The sequence below is a fragment of the Chitinibacter sp. GC72 genome, assembly GCF_009760905.1.
Taxonomy (GTDB): Bacteria; Pseudomonadota; Gammaproteobacteria; order Burkholderiales; family Chitinibacteraceae; genus Chitinibacter.
Genome location: NZ_VIRW01000014.1, coordinates 17,295 through 39,313, shown reverse-complemented (window position 1 = coordinate 39,313; position 22,019 = coordinate 17,295). Strand labels below are relative to the sequence as shown.

Sequence of the window (22,019 nt, the reverse complement as noted above, 5' to 3'; positions counted from 1 at the left end):
CACTATGTGGCGAAAAGCGGCAAAAAATAGCAATCTGGACGTCATCATTATCACCATTCTGGTGGTCAGCGCGGTCTTGTCGGCCACCGGTTTTTATAACTACACCCAGAAAAAAACCGCCCTACTCAATGAACGAGCGATTGCCAGCAAAAGCATACTGAATCGCCTGTCCATCTCGCTGCCCAGCGCCATCTGGGGATTTGACGAAAAAACCGCACGTGGCGTTACGCTATCGGAAATGGACAATCATTTTGTCGATTCCATCGCCATCGATACCGATTCATTCAAAATGATCGAGCTGACCCGTAGCGCCGACGGCGAGATACGGGATGGCTTCGGACAAATCAGCGCGGCCAAGCAGCTCAAGACATTTGAAATCACCTCTGCTGCATACGGCACGATTGGCACCATCCGGCTACTGATCAATAACGCCGATATTGAGCAAAAGCTGGGTGAAGAAGCCAAATTTATCATCGCGCAAATGCTGGCGCTCAATATTCTGCTGATTTTCTTTCTGGGTATTGCCTACCATTTTCGCCGCAACAGCCAACTGGCTGAAGACGCCAATCAGGCCAAAAGTGCCTTTCTGGCCAATATGAGCCATGAAATCCGTACGCCGATGAATGCGATTATTGGCTTGGCCAATCTGGCATTACGCAGCGATTTAAGCCCGCAACAGCGCGATTATCTGCAAAAAATCCATTCCGCCGGTCTCTCCTTGCTTGGATTGATCAATGATGTGCTCGATTTATCCAAAATCGAAGCGGGCAAAATGGTGATTGAAAATGCCCAGTTTAATCTGGACGATGTCATGAGCCATGTTGCAACGATGACGCAACACAAGGCCAATGAGAAAAATCTGGAATACCTGTTTGAGCTCCAGGCAGATGTACCCAGCACCCTGTACGGCGACCCGACCCGTCTGGGTCAGGTGCTAATCAATCTGGTCAGCAATGCCATCAAGTTTACCGAGCAGGGTGAAGTGCACATTAGCTGCATCGCCCACTTTCCAGCCACCAATCAGGTCAAACTGCTGTTTACCGTCCGTGATACCGGCGTTGGCATGAGTACCGAGCAATGCAGCAGACTATTCAGACCGTTTAGCCAGGCTGATGAATCAACCACACGCCGTTTTGGCGGCACAGGGTTGGGTTTGTCGATTTGCAAGCGGCTGGTTGAATTGATGGGCGGTGATATCTGGGTCGAGAGCCATCCTGGACAAGGCTCAAGCTTCAGTTTTGACTGCACTTTTGGCGTCGCCGAACAACAGCCATCCCGACCCGGCTTGCCCGGTAATCTGGATGGCATGCGCATTCTGGTGGTTGACGACAATCCTGCAGCCCGCGAGATTCTGTCTGCCGGATTGCGCGTCTATCCTTTCTGGGTTGAGACAGCCTCATCAGCCAGCGAAGCACTGGCCGCCATCGAGATTGCCGCTCAGACGACCCCCTACTCGCTGGTTTTTACCGACTGGATCATGCCGGAAATGGACGGGCTGGCGTTGATAGCGCAAATCCGCGCACACTTTAACCCGCCACCCAAAACCGTTCTGGTCACCGCCTACGACACGGGCACAGCGCACCATAGCAACACCAAGGCTGATGCCATTTTGCCCAAACCGTTGAATCCGTCAGCCCTATTTAATACCCTACTGACGCTGCTGCACACACCCAACGAGCACCGTCTCCGCCAGAGCAGTGGCGAGCAATTGCCCGATCTGACTGGCGCGCATATCCTGCTGGTGGAAGACAACGACATCAACCAGCAAATCGCCACCGAATTACTGCATGCCAGCGGGGCTCAAGTCAGCATTGCCCACCACGGGCAAGAAGCACTGGATAAAATCCGTGCCGCAGCGCCAGATTATTACAGTCTGGTGCTGATGGATTTGCAAATGCCGGTCATGGACGGTCATCAGGCCAGCCAGCTGATACGGCAGGATCACGCCTACGACCATTTGCCGATTATCGCGATGACCGCACATGCCTTTGCCGAAGAAAAAGAGCGCTGCCTCAAAGATGGCATGAACGATCATCTAGCCAAACCCATCGACCCCGAGCGCATGTTCCGGGTCCTGCAACAATGGCTCAAGCTCACGCCGCCACAACCCGGCACCCAGCTCAAAACCACACCTGAATGGTTCAACTGCCTAAGCCAGCTCGATACCGAGCGGGCGCTGGAGCGTGTAGCGGGTAATCACGCACTGTATCTGGATTTGCTGCAGCGCTTTGCGCGCACCCAGCTCAATGCCGCCGCCGATATACGTCAGGCCTTGGGTAGTCACGACACATCATCTGCCTTGCGCCTAGCGCATACTCTGAAAGGCGTGGCAGGCAATATTGGTGCCGAGCACGTCCAGCAACAAGCGCAGTTGATCGAGGAGCGCTTGCGCCAGCATGGCACAGAGCCTTCATTGGAAACTGAGCTAGAAGCTGAGCTGGCAGAGCTGGAAACGCGACTTGGCGCGCTCGCTCAGGACATGCTTGGTCTGCCAGCCAGCGAAGCAGTGCAATGGGATCACAGCACGGTGGAAGAAACCATCGGCATTTTGCAGCAGCTTGCCAGCATGCTGGAGCGGCAAGATGGCGAATCGGGCGATTACTTCAGATCAATCGAAGCCAAGCTGGGGCTGTTGTCCGCTGATACAGTGACTCAAATGCATCACTATATTGAACAATACCAATTCAAAGCCGCGCTCTCACTGCTTACGAATGCGCTGGGCAAACTCTCTAATCACGATGGAAAGGCACAAGAATGAGCAATATGCTGGAAAGACAAACCATTCTGATTGTCGATGACACACCCGATGTCCTGAGCTTGCTAACGACCTTGCTGAAAGACAATTACAAAACCCAGATCGCCACCAATGGCATAAATGCGTTGGAAATCCTCGCCAAACCACCCTACCCCGACCTGATTCTGATGGATGTGCTGATGCCGGAAATGGGCGGGTATGAAACCTGCCAGCGCATTCGGGAAACGCCCAGCCTGGCCGATATTCCGATTATTTTTCTCAGTAGTATTTCGGAAAATCAGGACGTCGCAATGGGGCTGGCGCTGGGTGCGACCGATTTCATCGTCAAACCCATATTTCCGGCCATCTTGCTCTCGCGCGTTGCAGTGCATATGAGCTTGAGACGGAAAATCCAGCTACTTGAAGCGGAAAACCAGCAATTGCGCGTTAGCCTTGATGCCGTATCGGGTTCAGCCACTGAAGCCGCCAGCACGACGGAGGATGAAACCGTCACGCCTGCCATACCAGCTCTGGCAGAGTCGGCCAGCACCAATAGCCCGATTGCCTTATTGCGCCAGTTTGCCCTGCTACTTGAGCAGCAAGACGCGCAGGCGGATGACTTTCTGGCCCAATACCGCAAACCACTAGCACAAATCATCCCATCCGTCGTGCTTGAGCAGCTTGAGCAACAACTGGCCGCACAGGCTCCGCTCAAGGCCAAGGCACAATTGAACGAGCTGTTTCATTTGCCTTGAAATACCTTAAAGCCAATCGCGATGCGGCAAGAAATCGGTGTATAGCGCAGCCTCCGGGCTGCCCGCTGCGGGGTGATAATCGTAGCGCCAGTTGGCCACCGGCGGCATCGACATCAGGATAGATTCGGTGCGTCCACCTGATTGCAGGCCAAACAAGGTTCCGCGATCCCACACCAGATTAAATTCCACATAACGCCCACGGCGATAAGCTTGCCAATCACGCTCACGCTCGCCGTATTCGCAATCGCGCCGACGCTCGACAATCGGCACATACGCTTTCAGAAAGGCATCACCCACCGACTGCAGCATAGCGAGCGAGTCATCAAAACCCAGCTCGGAAAAATCATCAAAGAAAATCCCACCCACACCGCGCGCTTCGTTGCGGTGCTTCAGGAAGAAGTATTTATCGCACCAGTCTTTGAATTTGGGATACAGCTCGCCACCAAATGGATCGAGTGCGTCTTTGCAGCTTTGGTGAAAGTGCTTGGCATCGTCGAGATGACCATAGTAGGGAGTTAAATCCATACCACCACCAAACCAGAAAATTGGCTTCGCCTGCTGGGCTGCATCTGCGTTGGCCTCGGATGGCTTGGCAATAAAGAAACGCACATTCATATGCACGGTCGGGATGTAGGGGTTGCGCGGGTGCAGCACCAGCGATACCCCCATCGCTTCCCATGCACGGCCCGCCAGCTCGGGGCGGTGGGCGCTGGCCGATGGCGGCAATTGCGCCCCCATCACATGCGAAAAGTTCACCCCGCCGCGCTCGAATAATGCACCGCCTTCAATTAGACGGCTAATGCCGCCACCGCCCTCCGGGCGCTCCCAGCTATCGGTGCGAAAGCATTGGCCATCCAGATTTTCCAGCGTAGCCACAATGTTTTGCTGCAAGGTCAGCAAATAGTCTTTCACAGCAGTGATATTCATAGCGTTTGTCCGCAGGCAACAATCGAAGGTGGCTGCATGATACCTGCCGCATCGTTCGCGCTCCAGCCTTGCGCGGTTGTACAAAAAAATGACGTGCCGTATTGCCAGCAAATCAAAGCCCGATTTAGCCTGCATGGCCATACCATGGCTGGTATTTTGAATACCCCTTCTTTCTGATTGCCTATTTTTTAGTCAGGCGGTACAATCCGCGCCTTCCCTGATTTCCCCGTGAAAGCGAGCGCCAAAGCGGCCCGAAAGGTAATCTTTCCTGACGTTTTGTTGTGCACCCCGACTATGCAAATTGGCCCCTATCAGCTCAAAAATAATCTGATCGTCGCGCCGATGGCCGGGGTGACGGATAAGCCATTTCGCCAACTGTGCAAAAAGTTTGGCGCGGGTCACGCCGTATCGGAAATGATCACCAGCGATCAGTCGCTGCGTACAGCTAAAAAATCACTCAATCGCGCCAATTTCGACGGCGAACTCGCGCCGATTTCAGCGCAAATTGCGGGCTCCGATCCGGCTGCGCTGGCTGAAGCCGCCCGCTATCAGGTTGCCAATGGCGCACAAATTATCGACATCAATATGGGCTGCCCGGTGAAAAAAGTCTGCAATAAGCTCGCCGGATCGGCCTTATTGCAAGATGAAAAACTGGTCGGTGAGATTCTGGATGCCGTGGTTGATGCGGTCGAAGTCCCCGTTACGCTCAAAACTCGGCTCGGCTTTGCCAATGGTGCAGAAAACATCATCCGCGTCGCCCAACGCGCCGAGCAAGCTGGCATCGCCGCCTTGGCGATTCATGGCCGCACGCGCGAAGATATGTATAACGGCAACGCGCGCTACGAGCTGATACGCGAAGTCAAAAATTCAATTTCAATTCCGGTGATCGCCAATGGCGACATCGATAGCCCGCAAAAAGCGGCACACGTCCTCAATAGCACTGGCGCCGACGCAATTATGATCGGCCGCGCCGCCCAAGGCCGCCCGTGGATTTTCCGCGAAATCGCTCACTACCTCGCCACCGGTGAAGAACTCCCCGCGCCGCAAGTGATCGAGATTCGCGATGTACTCCTCGGGCATCTGGACGATTTATATGCCTTTTACGGCGAATACTCGGGCTGTCGTATCGCGCGCAAACACATTGCCTGGTATACCAAAGGCCTGCACGGTAGTAATGAATTCAGGCAGGCCATGTACGCCGAGGAAAGCACCGCGGCGCAAGCGGCATTTACCCGCCAGTTTTTTGACCATTTGCTGCAGTTTGGCGAACGGTTGCAGTACCAGGAAATTAGCGCTGTCGTTGACGCGCAATAAAAAAACAAAAATAGGAAGTTTTATGAATGCATCCAACGATGTGATTGCCATCGCGATTAAAGAATCGCTCGCGCAATACTTCAACGATCTCGATGGTGAGCCACCGAGCGCCTTGTACGACATGGTGCTGGGCCGGATGGAAAAGCCTTTGCTAATCGAAGTACTGGAACGGGTTGGGGGTAATCAGACCCAGGCCGCAGAAATGCTGGGCATTAACCGCAATACCCTGCGTAAAAAATTACAAACCTACGACTTGCTGTGAGGCACGTGGAGAGAGGTGTAATGCCTCCACTCCTTACCCCTCACTCCTCACATTCAACAAGGAAAAACGATGAGCAAAATCACTCGCGCGCTAATCAGCGTATCAGATAAAACTGGTGTACTTGAATTCGCCCAAGCGCTCGCAGCGCAAGGCGTTGAAATCCTGTCGACTGGCGGCACCGCCAAATTGTTCGCCGACAATGGCGTTCCGGTGATCGAAGTCGCCGATTACACTGGCTTTCCGGAAATGCTCGATGGCCGAGTAAAAACGCTGCACCCGAAAATCCACGGCGGTATTCTGGGTCGTCGCGATCTGGACAGCCACGTTGACACGATGAAAGAGCACGGCATCGGCAATATCGATTTGGTGTGCGTGAACTTGTACCCATTCGAAGCCACGATTGCCAAGCCCAACTGCAGCTACGAAGACGCCATCGAAAACATAGACATTGGCGGCCCGGCGATGGTGCGCTCGGCAGCGAAAAACCACGCTCACGTTGCCATCGTGACCGATGCAGCCGACTACAGCGACCTGATCGCTGAAATGCAAGCCAACGAAGGCGGCCTGACTTTGGCAACGCGCAAAAACCTTGCGAAAAAAGCCTTCAGCCACACCGCAGCATATGACGGCGCAATTTCAAATTACCTGACGGCATTGACGAGCGATGGCGAAAAAGCCGCTTACCCAACTCGTCTGAACTTGCAGTTCGAAAAAGTGCAAGACATGCGTTACGGTGAAAACCCACACCAGTCAGCCGCGTTCTACCGCGACCTTGATCCAGCGGCCGGCAGCCTGGCGAACTACAAGCAATACCAAGGCAAAGAGCTGAGCTACAACAATATCGCCGACTCGGACGCCGCGTGGGAATGCGTGAAGCAGTTTGAAGAGCCAGCTTGCGTGATCGTCAAACACGCCAACCCATGTGGCGTTGCGGTGGCGAAAGACCTCTACACCGCCTATCGCACCGCATTTACCACCGACACCACCAGCGCCTTCGGCGGCATTATTGCGTTTAACAAGGTAGTGGACGTTGACACGCTTGAAGCCGTTTCGGCGCAGTTCCTCGAAGTATTGATCGCACCGGGCTACACGCCGGAAGCGCTGGCACTCGTGGCGAAAAAACAGAACGTACGCGTACTGGAAGTGGCAATCGAAAGCGGCGAAAACCGTTTTGATCTGAAACGTGTTGGCGGCGGCTTGCTGGTGCAAACGCCAGACGTCCACGCTTTGACTTTGGCCGATCTGAAAGTGGTGACCAAGTTGCACCCGAACGATCAACAATTGAAAGACCTGCTGTTCGCATGGAATGTAGCCAAATTCGTTAAATCAAACGCGATTGTGTTCTGCGGCAAAGGCCAAACCCTCGGCATTGGCGCGGGCCAAATGAGCCGTGTTGATTCAACCAAAATCGCCGCGATCAAAGCGCGCAGCGCGGGCTTGGAATTGCGTGGCTCGGTAGCGGCGTCTGACGCCTTCTTCCCGTTCCGCGACGGCGTGGATGTGATTGCTGAAAACGGCGTATCGGCGATTATCCAGCCAGGTGGCTCTTTGCGTGATGAAGAAGTGATTGCTGCGGCGGATGAGCATGGTATTGCGATGGTGATGACCGGTATTCGCCACTTCCGTCACTAAAATTATCGGCTGCAATGCGTTTGGACTTCGTCATCGGATCGCTCGTGTACTCGACGTACACGTCGCAATCCGATTCCTTGCCCATCCGCATTTCGCTCGCTAATTAAGATTTTTGGCTGCGCGCCGCGCTGGTTTTGTCGCTACGCGACTCGTGTATATAAAGTACACGTCGCCACTTGCTTCGTGCCAGCAAAGTGCTCGCGCAAGAATTGAAAGATATAAAATTCGCCATTCCGGCACAGGCTGGAATGGCGTTTGAGCTGAAAAATTAATTTGAAGGTATATCCATACAGACCAATGATTAAATGGCCTGCATTGATATACCCCCAAAGGAATATTTAGATAGAGTGTTGATATGGCCGAATATTGTGATTTAACGATGAAAAACGATATTCGTGGGGTGGGTTAGGCGGTTTAATGCCGCGTACCCACCGGGACGCGATATAAAAAAGTGCTGCGCCACGGTGGGTTACGGCCGAAAAGCCTTTGTCGCTTTAAGCAAGATAGTGGCGGCCTAACCCACCCTACGCGTGATCAACACGTAATCTGAACATGACCAAGAAAAACACAATCAGCCATGGCTGATTCAGGTAAGAATTACTACATCGTTACAGGCCGCAGCTGAACAGCTGGCCTCACACAAGGAATCAAACATGAATATTCTGGTCATCGGCTCTGGCGGCCGCGAACACGCACTGGCGTGGAAGCTGGCGCAATCGGAACGCGCAAGCAAAGTCTTTGTTGCACCGGGCAATGCGGGCACTGCGCTCGATAAAACGCTCACCAACGTCAATATCACCGATATTGCTGCGCTGGTGGAATTTGCCAAAACCGAAAACATCGCGCTCACCGTCGTTGGCCCGGAAGCGCCCTTGTCGCAAGGCGTGGTGGATGCCTTCCGCGCCGCTGGCCTGAAAATCTTTGGCCCAACGCAAGCCGGTGCACAGCTTGAATCATCCAAAGACTTTGCCAAAGCGTTTATGAAACGCCACGGCATCCCAACTGCCGATTACGAAACCTTTGCCGATGCGGCCAAAGCCCACGCCTACATCGACGCCAAAGGCGCGCCGATCGTGATCAAGGCTGACGGCCTAGCCGCTGGTAAAGGCGTAGTTGTGGCAATGACGCTGACAGAGGCGCACGACGCAGTTGACGCGATGTTGTCGGATAACAAACTCGGTGACGCTGGCGCGCGCGTGGTGATTGAAGAATTCCTCACCGGCGAAGAAGCCAGCTTTATCGTGATGGTCGATGGCAAAAACGTGCTGGCCATGGCTTCAAGCCAGGATCACAAACGCCTGCTCGATGGCGACGAAGGCCCTAATACTGGGGGTATGGGCGCGTATAGCCCGGCTCCTGTGGTGACGCCGGAAATACATGCCCGGGCATTACGCGAAGTGATTATCCCTACCGTGCAAGGCATGGCCAAAGACGGCATCGAATACACCGGCTTTCTGTACGCCGGACTGATGGTATCTGAAGACGGCAGCCTGAAAACGCTGGAATTTAACTGCCGCTTTGGCGACCCGGAAACCCAGCCGATTATGTTGCGTCTGAAGTCCGATTTCGTCACGCTGATCGAACACGGCGTGAACGGCACGCTCGACCAGATCGAATGCGAATGGGATCGCCGCGTTGCGCTGGGCATTGTGATGGCTGCGGCCAATTACCCGGAAACGCCACGCAAAGGCGATGTGATTAGCGGTTTACCGGGCGAGCTGGAAGACGGCCACGTTTTCCACGCGGGTACGGCACTGAACGCCGACGGCCAACCCGTCACCAGCGGCGGGCGCGTACTCTGTGTGACCGCCTTTGGCGACAGCTACAAAATGGCACAAAAACGCGCGTATGAAATACTGGAAGGCATCCATTTTGACGGCGCACAATACCGCAGCGACATCGCATGGCGCGCCATCAACCGCAAGTAAAATGCTTTTCCCGACAAAAAAGCCACGGATTGACCGTGGCTTTTTTCTTGACTGACGTAGAACTAGCTCAGCAGAATAGAATTATCCAGCGGCAAACACCTGTAGAGCCCAGTTTGCACTGTTACATGGCGCGCTTGCGCCGTTGTTTATCAATATACATTGCAGCATCGGCCAGTTGAATGGCCTGCTGGGGCGTATAGCTGCGTGGATCGAGCACCACAATGCCGAGACCCACACCAAGATAATCGAGCTGTGTGCTTCCCAAATCATACTTGCCCACAAGCAAGGGGAAAATGCGCGCCTTCAAGGCAGCAATAATGTCATCGGTTTCTGAAATCGCTACAGACACCAGACCCGCAATAATAAACTCGTCGCCACCCAAGCGCCCAACTAAATCCCCCGCGCGCAATCCTGCCGTGAGACGCAGCCCAGCCTCGACGAGGAAAGCATCACCCGCATCATGGCCATACAAATCGTTGATTTGTTTGAAACCGTCCAGATCGACAAAGATAACCACTATGTTTTGCGCTGTGCGCTGGGCTTGTGCAAGCATTCGGGGAAGTTCGTCCATGATGGCGCGCCGATTATGCAAGCCGGTCAATGGATCGGTATAGGAATACAGCGTTAACGTAGAATTAGCCAACTGCAATTGCAGCAATAATTGCTCTTTCTGCACGTATTGCGAGATTAATTGGGCAAAGAGCGGCAAGAATTGCTGCCCTTTCACGCTAATCGGTTTTTGCTCGGAACTGGCAGCGCATAATGTACCGTACAAGTTACCGTCTTCCAGATAAATGGGCGTGCAGGCATAGGTGATGATACCCAAAGCTTTTGCCGCGACCGAATCGCCACAGTTATTGGCGACATCATTGGTATACGGAGTTTTTTCATCCAGCGCCCGTTTACACAAAGTATCCCCCCAAGGGATTGATAAACCTTCGGGGATTTGCAATGACTTGCTGTTTCTGGAAAAAAGGATGTTTTGCAAACCTTCATTCAAATCAATCTGGGTTAAATAAGTCGATTCAAGATCGGTGACCAGCTCCAGCATGGACAGTAATTGCCGTATTACGCCCTCGAAAGTTTTTCCGATTCAAGTGCGTTCGCCAGAGTAGGAATCACGTCTTCTTGCGCGCTATAGGTCCACCTGAAATGAGGTTTGAGATTGCTTCGCATCGCTTGTAAGTATGATCTAGCCCTAGGGCTAAATCCAGACTTTGAACCCAAACAGACAACAGCTTCAAATCCAAGCGACGAATCAGCGCCTAATCCGGTCAATCGGCAGCTTTTCTCAGGCACTGCATTTACAACAATTTAAATAAAAAATTGCATGCAACGCAGGAATCGCTGAGTCTGATGCCTATCGAATTTGGATGCGCTGAACCATGTCCATGATTTATCAGGAGAAGTTTGATATCGGCCCCGAAACCATGCAAATGGACGTGGGGATGCAGGATTTTCACGCCTATCCTGCGTTGAATCTGCTGGAAAACTACAATGTGCTGTTGATGGGGTTTTCCGAAGCACAGGGCTTGTTTAATATCGAGCGCGATAGAGCACCGTTCCATGTTTTATTGATCGGCGTTGAAGGTCAGGGCGAAATCATCGACGGCGATCAGGTGCTGGCTCTGGGCCCCAATCAGCTCGGCATTCTGCCCGCCTATGGTCAGCGTGGTTTGCGCCGGGCCAGCGAATGCTGGCGCTTCGCCTGGTTTTTACTGGATGACGCACCACGCTGGGCCGCATTTAAAGCCCCTCGGGCCAGCGTGCGTTCAGTCCAATACGCCCACAGCCTGTTCTATGCAATGCATACGCTGTGCTATGAAGCGCGAATCGAAGACAAATCGCAAAGCGCATCCTCACTGGTCTTGGTCATGGATTTACTGCAGCGCATGTTGAGTAATGCCGTGATGGACGACGATTTACCCAATCGCCTGCGCCATATGTTTGAACGCATCCGTTTCGATCCGGCCCATGGCTGGCGCGTTGATAGTCTGGCGCGCCAATATGGCGTTAGCGCAACACATTTTCAGCGTTTATGCCTCAAGCATCTAGGCCAATCACCGCAGCAACTGATTATTCAAGAAAGAATGCTGCGCGCTCGGGAGTTGCTCGCGAACGGCAATTTCACCGTGAGTGAAGTAGCTCACCTCATGGGCTACGAAGAAGCGGCCAGTTTTTCACGCCGTTTTCGCGCTCATTTCGGCATTCCACCTAGCGAACTGGTCAAATAAGCAGCTCAACTTGCCATCTGCCTGCAACATGCCGAAGTAGTATTCGGACATGTAGCTACAGCAGATTCGGCTATTCCCTCATCCGGGCATATCTCGTATTGTTTCTGCGTGTAAGGCAGAAACAATGAAATCATTCTGCCGCTACATGGCCTGCGGAGCGTGTGCGTATCGACATGCCTCTGAGTGCCCTCATTTAATCACAAATAAAAAAAACCAGTTCCGGCGGCTCACCAAAGCCTCAGAATTAGGATGGAGAGAACTTGATGTCAACCATGAATCGTTGGATGTTGGCGGCTATCCCCGCCGCAATCTGTTCAGTACAGGCATTGGCTGCGCCAGCGTGGAATAACACGACTGTTTACACTGGCGGCGAAATCGTCAGCTACGGCGGCAAAGATTACAAAGCACAGTGGTGGACCCAGGGCAATGTTCCTGGCGCAGAGCAATGGGGCCCGTGGTTGCTGCAAACGTCAGGAACTGCAACTCCGGCACCGACCGCAACGCCAGTTGTCACTGCACCACCAGCCACGCCAACCCCCGTACCAACGGCCAGCCCAACACCAACAGCCTCCCCCCTTAGCGGCAATACCTGCACGAATGCAGCTTGGAATAACAACATCGCGTATACCGGTGGCCAAAAAGTCAGCTACGACGGCCGCAACTACCAGGCAAACTGGTGGACACAAAATAATATCCCATCCAGCAATGTCGGCTCAGGCCTGCCATGGACTGATTTAGGCCCATGCTCGGGCAACGCGACGCCCACGCCATCACCAACAGCAACGCCAGTCGGTACCACACCAACTCCAACGCCCACCGCCACACCTGTAGGTAGTGCCAAGTTTAAATTTGCGCCGTATGTTGACGTTAGCGGCGCTTCCGATCTGGTCGGCTGGTCACAAGCAACAGGCCAAAAATACATCTCGCTCGCGTTTTACAATTCAAACGGCGCTTGCTCGGGCACCTGGCCTAGCGATGAAAACGGCCTGCTGTCAAAAGTGCAAGGTCTGCGTGCACTCGGTGGCGATGTGATTGTGGTCACTGGCGGCTGGAATGCCAATGATCTGGCGCGTCGCTGCACGACGGCAGCTAGTTTGGCGGCCGTGTATCAAGGTGTATTGGATAAATTTGGCGCCGACCATTTCGACCTCGATCCAGAAGCGGGTGACGTTTACAACAATCTGGAGCCAGCCATCGTCGATCGCCGCAATGCTGCTCTGAAAATCCTGCAAGACAACTTCAAGGCACGCGGCAAAAAACTAGTGACCTCCTACACTATCGGCGTTCATCCAGACACCGGTCTCGATGCAGCCAATCTGTACGTACTGCAATCGGCCAAAGCAGCTGGCGTTGAAGTCGACGTCGTCAATCCGATGGTGATGGATTTCTACGACGGCGTATCAGGCACGCAAATGGGCAATCGCTCGGTTCTGGCGCTGCAAAACGTCTTTAACCAGGTCAAAACACTGTGGCCAGGCAAAACCGACGCCCAATACTGGGCAATGATGGGCGCGACAGCAATGATTGGTCAGAACGACACACCAGCCGAAATCTTCACGCTAAACGACGCGCAAATTCTGACAAATTTCGCGCAACAAAAAGGCATGGGGCGTTTGGCATTCTGGTCGCTCGGTCGCGATAACGGCAATTGTGCAGGCAATAGCACCGCCAACTGGCAATGCAGCGGTATTGCGCAGCAAAACTGGGCGTTCAGCAATATTTTCGGCACGTTCAAATAAGCCGCTGAAGCCGATTCTCATCGCTAGCTGATGACGGCACCTTCGAGTGCCGTTTTCACCCCCCAAACCTTAGCCCTACGACCTGCACCCTCGATAGCGCCGATGAATACTCGTCGTTGCTAGGGGTAGCTGCACGCGCATTTTTTGCATAAGCAACAATGCCAAGAGCAAAAAATAGTTGGTCGCATAGGCACTCAAATAAATAGAAGGACATCCCAAATGAAAAAATCTTTGGCACAAACTCGTTTGCGCAAACTAGCACTGGCATTCATGCTGGCGGCTCCCCCGCTGACTTTAGCCAGTATCGCAATGCTGGCAACACCACAAATGGCCATGGCTTATGTTGCCAGCACGATACAGCCCAGCCACCTGAGCACTAGCCAATTACAGATCCAGGTTGATGCGGCCTACGCGGCGTGGAAAACCCGTTACCTGAAAACGGACCCGCAGGATAGCCAGCGCATGTATGTGTGGTTCGGTTCGACCTCAGGCAAGCAAGTCGTTTCCGAAGGACAAGGCTTTGGCATGGTTGCCGTCACGCAAATGGCGGGCCGTGATGCGAATGCTCAGGCAATTTTTGACAAACTATTCCGCTATTATCGCGCCCATCCAAGCAACAACAGCCCAGCGCTGATGGCATGGGCGCAAAAACTCAGCAACGGTCAGCTCGTTGATACCGAAGGTTCTGATTCGGCGACCGATGGCGATATGGATGCCGCCTACGCATTGCTAATGGCCGACAAAGTCTGGGGATCAAACGGGGCGATCAACTATCGAGCCGAAGCGATCAATACTATTAACGCCTTAATGAGCAAGACGGTTAATCAGACGCAATGGACGATCAAGCTTGGCGACTGGGCCAACGACAGCGATGCAACTTATGGCAAAAGCACGCGTGGTTCGGACTTCATGTTTACGCATTTGCGCGCTTTTCATGAAGCGACAGGCGACGCGCGCTGGAAACTGGTTCTCGACAAGTCGTACCAAATTGCTGATAGCGTTTATCGCGCGTATTCGCCAAGTACTGGTTTGCTGCCCGACTTCATCGTGCCAGATGGCAGTGGCGGCTTTAAACCTTCTCCACCCAATTTCCTGGAAGCCGATACCGACGGTAAATACAGCTGGAACAACTGCCGCGTACCATGGCGCTTTAGTCTCGATTATCTGCTCAATGGCGATACCCGAGCGCTGGCCTTGTTACAAACGCTCAATAGCTGGGTACGCACCAGCGCGACGGGAGGCGACCCGAACAAGATTCGTTCTGGCTATGAGCTAAACGGCACGGCGCTCAATAGCGATTACTCGAATGCTTTCAGTGCGCCGTTCGCGGTCAGCGCTGCCATCAGTGCCAGCAATCAGTCCTGGCTCAATACCTTGTGGGATCGCGTCGCGGCCAACGCCGAAAATGCATATTATGCTGACTCGATTCGCCTGCTCTCGATGATCGGTGCGGCAGGATTCTGGCAACAGCCCGGCGCGGCAAGCAGCACGCCTGCGCCAACGCCGGTTACACCGACCTTGGCTCCAACAGCTACACCAACTTCCACTCCCGCCAGCACACCAGTAGCAAGCAGCACGCCAACACCCGTTGGCGCCTGTACTGAAGCGGCGTGGACCACCAAGGTTTACAACGGCGGCGATAAAGTCAGCTACAACGGACGCATCTATCAGGCACAATGGTGGACGCAGAACGATGTACCGTTGACTAATAGCGGTAGCGGCAAACCATGGAAAGATCTCGGTGCTTGCTCGACATCACCTACGGCAATCCCGACTTTGACACCAGCACCGACAGCCACACAAACAGCAACCCCCACGGCAACGCCAAATCCAACGTCGGCACCGACTAGCACACCGCAAGTAACGGTCGCACCAACCCAAACTCCGGCCGCTACATCAGCACCCACCGCTACACCGGGCAGTTGCGCCGTGGCATGGACTGAAGGCAATACCTATCAATCTGGCACCATTGTTTCGTATAGCGGCGTGAAGTATCAGGCGCAGGTAACGCACACCGCCTTCATTGGCGCAGGCTGGACGCCACCTTCGACGCCAACGCTATGGAAAGCGTTAGGGCCATGCTGAAAGAATACTTATCTCATTCAGCGAGCTGACACAGGGTATTGATTGCCTATTCCGGCAGAAAACAGCGCACATCATTGTGCGCCGTTTGCATTTCCGGGTGCGCAATTTACGGCCAGAGCCAAACAAGCCGACGATAAAGCACTCCTTTAAAGCGCGAATTCACCGCACAAAAACACTCAATCCTTTTCAGCGGAAATAGCCCCTCAATTTACGCCCACAACAGAAATTTAACCCAGATCAAATCCGAGCCAGATCGATTTGCCTTCGATGCACCATCGGAGGACGATGAGAATCATTAATGCAAATCACTCTCAATCATTATGAATTTAGCTCAATTGCCCGTAGGCGATACCGCACGAGTCGTCACACTTTCGGTTTCAATCGATTTGGCGCAGCGACTGGTAGCATTGGGTTTGCGCCGTGATAGCGTCATTACGGTATTAAGGCGTGGCTGGCTAGGCGGGCCGCTGCAATTGCGCGTTGGTGGCACCGAAATCATGCTGCGGCGCGCTGCGGCTCAGCAAATCGAAATCATTGCTATCGATATGCAAACCAAAGCGCAAACCGCCACCCAAGCACCTACCGAAATGAACCCCGCCGAGGTGATACCATGAAACGCATCGCGCTGGTTGGCATGCCCAATACGGGCAAATCGACATTATTCAATCGCCTGACCGGCGGTACGGCGCGCGTCGCCAATTGGCCGGGGCTCACCGTTGAACTGGCTTGCAGCAGGATTCTGCTCGGCGCGCAGATGGTGCAGGTATTCGATCTGCCGGGTATTTATGATCTAACCGGCGGCGCGGAGGACGAACAGGTCGCGCAACGCTTTTTAAGCGAGGCCAGCCTCGACGCGGTGGTGCTGGTGCTCAACGCCTGCCAGCTTGATCGCCAGCTGGCGCTGGCTTTGCAGCTCAAAGCGCTTGGCGCGCCGCTGGTGATTTGCCTGAATATGCACGACGAAGCCAAACGTGCCGGCATCAGCATCGACGTCGCCGCACTCAGCGCAGCGCTGGACGCGCCAGTGCAATTGCTCAGCGCCAAATACGGCCATGGCCTGGCCGAATGCAAGAAAGCGATAGAGGGTATATTCAGCCAGCCAGCACAGAAAATAGATTTCAGCCATATACCCCATACCGCCAATTCAGCTAACTTGCACGCGCGGGAAAAGCAGCTGTTTGAACGCTGCGTGCAGCAAGCGCCCACGCTTAACGAAGGCGCAACGGCCAGGCTGGATCGGCTGGTCTTGCATCCATGGCTGGGTTTGCCGCTGTTTATACTGATGATGCTGGCCTTGTTCCAGCTCACCTACGCCATCGGTACGCCATTACAGGATTTACTGGAGGCCGGTCTGACTTGGTTTAAAGACAGCGCACTGCTACCCGCCACCGCGAGTCTGCCTTCATTCTGGCAAGGCATTATCGTCAGCGGCCTGTTTGACGGCGTAAGCACGGTGTTGACCTTTGCGCCGATTATCTTTTTATTCTTCTGCCTGATGTCGGTGATCGAAGACTCGGGCTATTTCGCCCGCGCCGCTTTTATGATGGATGGGCTGATGAGCCGGATGGGGCTCGATGGCCGTGGCTTTGTGATGCTGATGATGGGCTTTGGCTGCAATGTGCCGGCAATTATGGGCACGCGCGTGATTCGTGATCACAAGGCGCGGCTGCTGACGATGCTGACGATTCCGTTTTCACTGTGCTCGGCGCGCTTGCAGATTTTCCTGTTTTTAAGCGGCGCGCTGTTTAGCCCGACGCATGCGCCGTGGGTCGTGCTCTCGCTCTATCTGGCCAGCATTCTGATCGCAATGTTGACGGCGGTGCTATTCAAAGCAAAATTCAAATCAAACGAGCCTTTTGCGCTGGAATTACCACCTTATCGCTTGCCGCTGCTCACCCATATCTGGCGTCGTGGCTGGGGTGAAGCGCGCGATTTTCTGCGCCTGGCCACGACGATGATCGTGCTCGGCGTCGTGCTGGTGTGGCTGCTGACCAATTTCCCGAACCCGCAGCACAGCTACGCAGCGATCATTTCTGATTTTCTCGCGCCGGTGCTGCGCCCGATCGGGATTGAATCAACACTGTCAATTGCGCTGATTTTCGGCTTTGTCGCCAAGGAAGTGGTACTTGGTGCGCTGTCTGTCATCACCGGCCACGAAGGCGCAGCGCTGGCCACCCAGCTCTCGCACACACTAGACCCAGTTTCAGCGTACAGCTTTATGCTGTTCTCGCTGATCTATATACCGTGCATATCGGCGATTGCGGCAATCAAGAAAGAATCCAAATCCAATCTGTACACCGTATTCTCGATGACCTGGTCGCTGGGCCTGGCCTGGATGGTGTCGTTTGTGTTTTATCAGTCGGCACGATTGCTAGGGTTTTAATTTGATTGAAGCGGTAGCATTCACCAAGCAATTGCCGATCCGGTGTGCAACAATTCCTGAGTAGACTTTCGCAGACATTCTCCTGGGCGCACATCAAGGAAACGCAGCATATGAATTCATCCACTCTACCCCGTATTGTCATAGTCGGCGGCGGCGCTGGCGGTCTGGAGCTGGCCACCAAGCTGGGGCGCGAGCTGGGTGGTAAAAAGCGCGCGCAGATTATTCTGGTGGATGGATCGCCCACGCATATCTGGAAGCCACTACTGCACGAAGTGGCCACCGGCGCGCTCAATACCGGCGAAGACGAAGTCAATTACTTTGGCCACGCCTACCGCAATGGCTATCAGTTTGAATTTGGCTGGATGCAGGGCGTCAATCGCGAGCAGAAAACCATTACGCTGGCCGCCGTGCGCGATGCGCAGGGCGATATCCTCACCGGCGAGCGCGAAATCAGCTACGACACACTGGTGCTTGCACTGGGCGCGATCGCCAACGATTTTGGCACGCTCGGCGCACAGGAACACTGCATGTTCCTGAATACGCCCAGCGATGCCGAGCGCTTGCGACGCCGGATTCTGGACTTGTCGTTTGCCGTCGGCGCCAGTGGCCACGGCGCAAGCAAGCTGACCATCGGCATTGTTGGCGGCGGCGCCACCGGCGTCGAGCTGGCCGCCGAGATTGATCACACGATCCGCGAAATGCATAACTACGGTGCCAATCTGAGCCCGGCGCAGCTGGAAATCACCATTATCGAAGGCGCGCCACGCATTCTATCCGGCGCGCCCGAATCACTATCACACTACGCCACCGAAGCGCTGGCGCAGCGCGGTATTATGGTCGCGTGCAATGCACGCGTGGCCGCCGTATCAGACAGCGGCTTTACACTGGCCGACGGCCAGCAGCTCAAAGCGATGATTCGCGTCTGGGCCGCTGGCGTTAAGGCGGCTGACTGGTTATCCGGCCTGGGTCTGGCGACCAATCGCAATAACCAGATCGAGGTCACCACCTGCCTGCAAACGCAGACCGACCCGAATGTCTTTGCCATTGGCGACTGCGCCGCGGCACGCGATGGCGAAGGTGGCCCGCCGCTGGCGGCCACTGCGCAGGTTGCCCACCAACAAGCCAGCTGGCTGGCTGACGCACTGATCAGAAAAATCAATGGCCGCGAGATCACGCCTTTTGTCTTCAAGCCACAAGGCATGATGGTCTCATTGGGCAAGCACACCGCCGTTGGCAGCCTGGCCGCCATTGTCGGCCCGCAGCGCAATTATTATGTTGAAGGCCGCGGCGCCAAGCTGATTTATGCCTCGCTCTACCGCCTGCATCAGGCTGCCGTCCACGGCTGGGTGCTCGCAGGGCTGCTGTGGGTAGGCGACAAGCTGCGCCGGGTTGCCCGCCCGACGCTGAAACTACACTAAGCCTAAAGGGATAGTTCACGGGACTTTACCGTGACATTCGTCACCAAAGGCCTGATTTCAGGGTAAAATAGCGCTCTTTTGTCTTTCATTTGCTTTGCTATCCGGCTTTTCGGCGGCAAAGCCGATGCACTCTTGCAGCGATTATCCGGCACCATGAATCTCGTCGTTTTAGGGCTTAACTACCAGACTGCGCCTGTCGCAGTGCGGGAGCGGCTTGCCTTTAATCCGGATGAGATGAACGCCGCGCTGGCCGAGCTGGTCAGCCTGAAAGGCGTGTTTGAAGCCGCGATTGTCTCTACCTGTAATCGCACCGAGCTGTACTGTCACGCCCGCGATTTGGATGCAGTGAAGTATTGGCTGGCAGACAATCGCCATCAAGATCTGCAGAGCATTACTCCCCACCTGTATATTCATCAAGGTACCGAAGCTGCGCGGCATGCGTATCGCGTCGCCTGTGGGCTCGATTCAATGGTAGTAGGCGAAACGCAGATTCTGGGCCAGCTCAAAGACGCCGAGCGCGCCGCGCGCGAAGCGGGCACGCTGGGCACGCTGCTCAATGGTGTTTTCCAGCGCGCTTTTTCCACCGCCAAGGAAGTCAGAACACGCACGCGCATCGGTGCGGCATCCGTCTCGATGGCAGCGGCGTCGGTTCGGCTGGCAGAACGGATTTTCCCGACAATTGCAGAGTGCAAAGTGCTGTTTATCGGCGCAGGCGAAATGATCGCGCTCTGCGCGACGCATTTTGCCGCCCAGTCACCCTGTAAGATGGTGGTGGCCAACCGCACGCTGGAACGCGGGCAGGAATTGGCCAGCGAGCTGGGGGGCGAGGCAATTTTGCTCAGCGATTTACCGACCCGCATTCACGAATTCGACGTGGTGGTGACCTCCACCGCCGCCCCGCTGCCTATCGTCGGCAAGGGGATGATCGAGCGCGCCCTCAAACAGCGCCGCCGCCGCCCCATGTTTATCGTCGATCTGGCCGTGCCGCGTGATGTGGAAAGCGAAGTGGGCGAATTGGCCGACGCCTATTTGTACACGGTCGATGATCTGGCGCAGGTAGTGCAGGAAGGTATGGCCTCGCGCAGTATGGAAGTGAACAGCGCCGAAACCATGATCAGCGAAAAGGTCAAAGAATTTGACAGCTGGTTAGCCAGCCGCGCGGTGGTGCCCACCATCCGCGATTTGCGTGATCATGCTGACCGCATCGCCCGCGGCGAAGTACAGCGGGCGCAGAAAAAGCTCGCCAACGGCCAGGACCCGCAACTGGTACTGGAGCAGCTGGCGCAACAGATTAGCAATAAATTCCTGCATGCCCCGCTGGCTGCGCTCAATAGCGCCCAGCCCGACGAACAGGAAACACTCGTCAATCTGGTGCGCCGCCTCTACCGCCTGCAAGACATTGATTAGCGGCGCTCGCCAGCATCCACAGCTTTTAAAATTTCTCGCTATTGTTAACGGCCATGATGTATCGCTCTGGCCTGAACTGGAAAAAAATGAAACCCTCTATCCTCAATAAATTGGCGCAATTGGCTGATCGCCTCGAAGAAGTTGGCGCGCTGTTGGCCTCCGAAGAAGCCACGCGCGATATGGACCAATATCGCAAACTGAACCGTGAATACAGCGAGCTGACGCCCGTGGTCGAGTTATGGCACGAATTTAACCGCATTAACGCTGATCTGGCTGACGCCGAAGCCATGTTGTCCGACCCGGAAATGGCGGAGATGGCCGAAGAAGAAATCAAAGATGGCAAAGCGCGCCTAGAGCAACTCGATCTTGATTTGCAAAAAGCTTTGCTGCCGAAAGACCCGAATGACGAGCGCAATATTTTCCTGGAAATTCGCGCCGGAACCGGCGGCGATGAAGCAGCCTTATTCGCCGCCGATTTGTTTCGCATGTACAGCCGCTTTGCCGAGCGCAATCGCTGGCAAGTTGAAATCATGTCGGCCAATGAATCCGATCTGGGCGGCTACAAGGAAATCATCGCGCGCATTGTCGGCTTTGGCGCGTACTCCAAGCTGAAATTTGAATCGGGCGCGCACCGTGTGCAGCGCGTTCCGGCCACCGAAACACAAGGCCGGATTCATACTTCAGCGTGTACCGTCGCGGTAATGGCTGAAGCCGATGAATTGGAAGAAGTGAATATCAACCCGGCCGATTTGCGCATCGATACCTTCCGCGCCAGCGGCGCCGGTGGCCAGCATATTAATAAAACCGACTCAGCCGTGCGCGTGGTGCATATTCCGACCGGCATTATTGTTGAGTGTCAGGATGATCGCAGCCAGCACAAAAACAAGGCGCGTGCTTTAGCAGTGCTCTCGGCGCGGATTAAAGATGCGCAAATGCAGGAAATCAACGCCAAGGAAGCGGCCGAGCGCAAATCGCTGATCGGCTCGGGTGATCGCTCCGAGCGCATCCGCACCTACAATTTCCCGCAAGGCCGGATGACCGATCACCGGATTAATCTGACGCTATACAAGCTCGATTACATCATGGATGGCGATTTGACCGAGCTCACGCAGGCCTTGATCAATGAACATCAAACCGAGCTGCTAGCGCAATTGGGTGACGCGTAACCTGAATGTACATCAGGGTATATGACTATAGAGCT

Annotated in this window: 16 protein-coding genes; 14 read left to right on the top strand and 2 right to left on the bottom strand. The window is 54.6% G+C overall.

The window, feature by feature from the left end:
- Positions 1-4: 4 nt before the first annotated feature.
- Positions 5-2,758, top strand: a complete 2,754-nt coding sequence (locus FLS37_RS11855) for a response regulator (RefSeq protein WP_157670160.1) — start codon at positions 5-7, stop codon at positions 2,756-2,758.
- Entirely contained in the window at positions 2,755-3,489 is a 735-nt protein-coding gene (locus FLS37_RS11850; RefSeq protein ID WP_157670159.1) for a two-component system response regulator, read from the top strand. The genes FLS37_RS11855 and FLS37_RS11850 overlap by 4 nt, the downstream gene beginning before the upstream one ends.
- A 6-nt stretch (positions 3,490-3,495) precedes the next feature.
- Here FLS37_RS11850 and hemF read toward each other — a convergent pair whose 3' ends face one another.
- Positions 3,496-4,416 (bottom strand): oxygen-dependent coproporphyrinogen oxidase, encoded by a 921-nt coding sequence (hemF, locus tag FLS37_RS11845; protein WP_157670158.1) that lies wholly within the window; start codon positions 4,414-4,416, stop codon positions 3,496-3,498.
- Positions 4,417-4,710: 294 nt separating this feature from the next.
- Here hemF and dusB point away from each other — a divergent pair, with 294 nt between their 5' ends.
- From dusB to purD, 4 genes are all read left to right on the top strand, one after another.
- Positions 4,711-5,730 (top strand): tRNA dihydrouridine synthase DusB, encoded by a 1,020-nt coding sequence (dusB, locus tag FLS37_RS11840; RefSeq protein ID WP_157670157.1) that lies wholly within the window; start codon positions 4,711-4,713, stop codon positions 5,728-5,730.
- 22 nt (positions 5,731-5,752) lie between these two features.
- Positions 5,753-5,992 (top strand): helix-turn-helix domain-containing protein, encoded by a 240-nt coding sequence (locus FLS37_RS11835; RefSeq protein WP_157670156.1) that lies wholly within the window; start codon positions 5,753-5,755, stop codon positions 5,990-5,992.
- Positions 5,993-6,061: 69 nt separating this feature from the next.
- The gene (purH, locus tag FLS37_RS11830) at positions 6,062-7,624 is read left to right on the top strand and encodes a bifunctional phosphoribosylaminoimidazolecarboxamide formyltransferase/IMP cyclohydrolase (protein ID WP_157670155.1); all 1,563 of its coding nucleotides are present in this window, start codon (positions 6,062-6,064) and stop codon (positions 7,622-7,624) included.
- Positions 7,625-8,277: 653 nt separating this feature from the next.
- Positions 8,278-9,552 (top strand): phosphoribosylamine--glycine ligase, encoded by a 1,275-nt coding sequence (gene purD, locus FLS37_RS11825; RefSeq protein WP_157670154.1) that lies wholly within the window; start codon positions 8,278-8,280, stop codon positions 9,550-9,552.
- A 121-nt stretch (positions 9,553-9,673) separates the two neighbouring features.
- Here the strand turns inward: purD and FLS37_RS11820 are convergent, their stop codons facing one another.
- Positions 9,674-10,603 (bottom strand): GGDEF domain-containing protein, encoded by a 930-nt coding sequence (locus FLS37_RS11820; RefSeq protein WP_157670153.1) that lies wholly within the window; start codon positions 10,601-10,603, stop codon positions 9,674-9,676.
- Positions 10,604-10,937: 334 nt separating this feature from the next.
- On the opposite strand from FLS37_RS11820, the gene FLS37_RS11815 reads away from it, so the two are divergent.
- The 8 genes from FLS37_RS11815 (at position 10,938) to prfA (ending at position 21,984) form a co-directional block, all read left to right on the top strand.
- Positions 10,938-11,786, top strand: a complete 849-nt coding sequence (locus FLS37_RS11815; protein ID WP_157670152.1) for an AraC family transcriptional regulator — start codon at positions 10,938-10,940, stop codon at positions 11,784-11,786.
- Positions 11,787-12,049: 263 nt separating this feature from the next.
- Entirely contained in the window at positions 12,050-13,525 is a 1,476-nt protein-coding gene (locus tag FLS37_RS17015) for a carbohydrate-binding protein (RefSeq protein ID WP_157670151.1), read from the top strand.
- Between the two features lie 219 nt (positions 13,526-13,744).
- The gene (locus FLS37_RS11805; RefSeq protein WP_157670150.1) at positions 13,745-15,610 is read left to right on the top strand and encodes a glycosyl hydrolase family 8; all 1,866 of its coding nucleotides are present in this window, start codon (positions 13,745-13,747) and stop codon (positions 15,608-15,610) included.
- 320 nt (positions 15,611-15,930) lie between these two features.
- On the top strand, positions 15,931-16,224 hold the full coding sequence (locus tag FLS37_RS11800) for a FeoA family protein (RefSeq protein WP_157670149.1): 294 nt from the start codon (positions 15,931-15,933) through the stop codon (positions 16,222-16,224).
- Positions 16,221-17,993: a ferrous iron transport protein B gene (feoB, locus tag FLS37_RS11795; protein WP_157670148.1), complete on the top strand. Its 1,773-nt coding sequence runs from the start codon at positions 16,221-16,223 to the stop codon at positions 17,991-17,993. Before FLS37_RS11800 ends, feoB begins: the two co-directional genes overlap by 4 nt.
- A gap of 110 nt (positions 17,994-18,103) precedes the next feature.
- On the top strand, positions 18,104-19,411 hold the full coding sequence (locus FLS37_RS11790) for an NAD(P)/FAD-dependent oxidoreductase (protein ID WP_157670147.1): 1,308 nt from the start codon (positions 18,104-18,106) through the stop codon (positions 19,409-19,411).
- A gap of 153 nt (positions 19,412-19,564) precedes the next feature.
- On the top strand, positions 19,565-20,818 hold the full coding sequence (gene hemA / locus FLS37_RS11785) for a glutamyl-tRNA reductase (RefSeq protein WP_157670183.1): 1,254 nt from the start codon (positions 19,565-19,567) through the stop codon (positions 20,816-20,818).
- Positions 20,819-20,904: 86 nt separating this feature from the next.
- Positions 20,905-21,984 carry a peptide chain release factor 1 gene (gene prfA / locus FLS37_RS11780; RefSeq protein ID WP_157670146.1) on the top strand — a complete coding sequence of 360 codons (1,080 nt, stop codon included), beginning with the start codon at positions 20,905-20,907 and terminating at the stop codon, positions 21,982-21,984.
- Positions 21,985-22,019: the final 35 nt, after the last annotated feature.

Bases quoted from the DNA above. Each gene is read 5' to 3' on its own strand.
- feoB (WP_157670148.1), top strand. From the start codon at position 16,221: ATGAAACGCATCGCGCTGGTTGGCATGCCCAATACGGGCAAATCGACA.
- FLS37_RS11835 (WP_157670156.1), top strand. From the start codon at position 5,753: ATGAATGCATCCAACGATGTGATTGCCATCGCGATTAAAGAATCGCTC.
- purH (WP_157670155.1), top strand. From the start codon at position 6,062: ATGAGCAAAATCACTCGCGCGCTAATCAGCGTATCAGATAAAACTGGT.
- FLS37_RS17015 (WP_157670151.1), top strand. From the start codon at position 12,050: ATGTCAACCATGAATCGTTGGATGTTGGCGGCTATCCCCGCCGCAATC.
- FLS37_RS11815 (WP_157670152.1), top strand. From the start codon at position 10,938: ATGTCCATGATTTATCAGGAGAAGTTTGATATCGGCCCCGAAACCATG.
- FLS37_RS11805 (WP_157670150.1), top strand. From the start codon at position 13,745: ATGAAAAAATCTTTGGCACAAACTCGTTTGCGCAAACTAGCACTGGCA.
- dusB (WP_157670157.1), top strand. From the start codon at position 4,711: ATGCAAATTGGCCCCTATCAGCTCAAAAATAATCTGATCGTCGCGCCG.
- FLS37_RS11855 (WP_157670160.1), top strand. From the start codon at position 5: ATGTGGCGAAAAGCGGCAAAAAATAGCAATCTGGACGTCATCATTATC.
- hemF (WP_157670158.1), bottom strand. From the start codon at position 4,416: ATGAATATCACTGCTGTGAAAGACTATTTGCTGACCTTGCAGCAAAAC.
- FLS37_RS11800 (WP_157670149.1), top strand. From the start codon at position 15,931: ATGAATTTAGCTCAATTGCCCGTAGGCGATACCGCACGAGTCGTCACA.
- FLS37_RS11820 (WP_157670153.1), bottom strand. From the start codon at position 10,603: ATGCTGGAGCTGGTCACCGATCTTGAATCGACTTATTTAACCCAGATT.
- hemA (WP_157670183.1), top strand. From the start codon at position 19,565: ATGAATCTCGTCGTTTTAGGGCTTAACTACCAGACTGCGCCTGTCGCA.
- FLS37_RS11850 (WP_157670159.1), top strand. From the start codon at position 2,755: ATGAGCAATATGCTGGAAAGACAAACCATTCTGATTGTCGATGACACA.
- FLS37_RS11790 (WP_157670147.1), top strand. From the start codon at position 18,104: ATGAATTCATCCACTCTACCCCGTATTGTCATAGTCGGCGGCGGCGCT.
- purD (WP_157670154.1), top strand. From the start codon at position 8,278: ATGAATATTCTGGTCATCGGCTCTGGCGGCCGCGAACACGCACTGGCG.
- prfA (WP_157670146.1), top strand. From the start codon at position 20,905: ATGAAACCCTCTATCCTCAATAAATTGGCGCAATTGGCTGATCGCCTC.